The 1341-nt window shown below is 45.2% G+C and carries 2 protein-coding genes; both read left to right on the forward strand.

Features of this window, described 5'->3' with window-relative positions:
- Positions 1 to 731, forward strand: a 731-nt coding sequence (locus ACS8FD_RS14760; protein ID WP_439276411.1) for a universal stress protein, incomplete at its 5' end; no start/stop codon positions are given.
- A 60-nt stretch (positions 732 to 791) separates the two neighbouring features.
- The coding region (locus ACS8FD_RS14765; RefSeq protein ID WP_439276412.1) for an alcohol dehydrogenase catalytic domain-containing protein at positions 792 to 1341 on the forward strand (550 nt) is incomplete at its 3' end.

The following is a 1341-nucleotide window of genomic DNA, read 5'->3' on the forward strand; positions in this document are numbered from 1 at the left end:
CGTCGACCAGACGCGACTTATCAGGAGCGATAGGAATCAATAGTCGCGAATTTTTGCTAGAAGAGTTAACAGAATTAGATGAAAAAAGAGCCAAGGTTGTCAATAGTTATACTAATGCATTGACACAGGATGCAAAAAGCTATTTGCAAAGTAGCTTTAAGGAAGTGGACGTCCATATTTATCAACGCCGCGGTAAGCTATTACCGGCTATCGAACACTTTAAAGAAGAAAATCGTGCCATCGTTATGGGGCGTCGCGGTGAAGATCATAAGAACAGCCGCATCAACATCGGTAGCCAAATCGAAACCGTTGCACGAGCATCAAGTATACCTGTTTTAATTTGCTCAGAAGAATTTGAAGCGCCTAAGTCCTACATGGTCGCATTTGATGGTAGTAAAACAGCCATCAAAGCCACACAGATGGTAGCAAAGAGCGATCTGTTGCGAGGATTAAAAGGTTATATCGTGATGGTAGGTAATGACAAAGAAGCCACCAAAAAGAGCCTTACTGATGCTGTAGATCATCTAACGTCAGCGGGCTTTGAGGTAGAGGCGCATCATCTGCCTGAGCTTGATGCAGTTGATGGATTATTGTCGTTTCAGATAGATAATGGTGTCGATATTATTGTAGTCGGTGCTTACGGTCATTCTAAATTGCAGCGCTTGTTTCTTGGTAGCACTACTACAGAAATCATCGCCAGCACAGTGTCGCCAGTAATTTTAGTGCGCTAAAACAGCGAAATAACCTTTTATAAACGACATTTAATTTTGCTAGTAAACAAGGTGGATATAATGGATATTAAAGCAGCAGTCACTCAAAACCAAGGCGCGGCTTTTGAATTAGAGACTGTACAGCTTGCCACGCCTGAGATTGATGAGATACGAGTAAAAGTCATTGCGACAGGCGTTTGTCATACTGATGTGGTCGCGCGTGATATGGGCATCGCGCCATTTCCTATCGTACTGGGTCATGAAGGGTCTGGGATAGTGGATGCTGTCGGCGCAGGGGTAACTGATTTGCAAGTCGGTGATCCTGTAGTGCTATCGTTTGCGCACTGCGGTAATTGCGGGCATTGCCTGACGGGTCATCCAACCGTTTGCGACACTTTTAATGAGCTGAACTTTGGCGGTGCCATGGACGATGGCACCCGTAGGCTTGCGCAAAACGGAGAGACGCTGGCGACTTTTTTTGGACAATCTTCATTTGCCACTTATGCGATAGCCAAGTCTAGAAACGCCGTAAAAGTCGATCCAGAAGTCGATTTAGCGCTACTTGGACCGTTAGGATGTGGTATTCAGACTGGTGCAGGAACAGTGTTAAATCGCTTGATGCCAGAGTTTG

Source organism: Psychrobacter sp. 1U2, assembly GCF_051847575.1.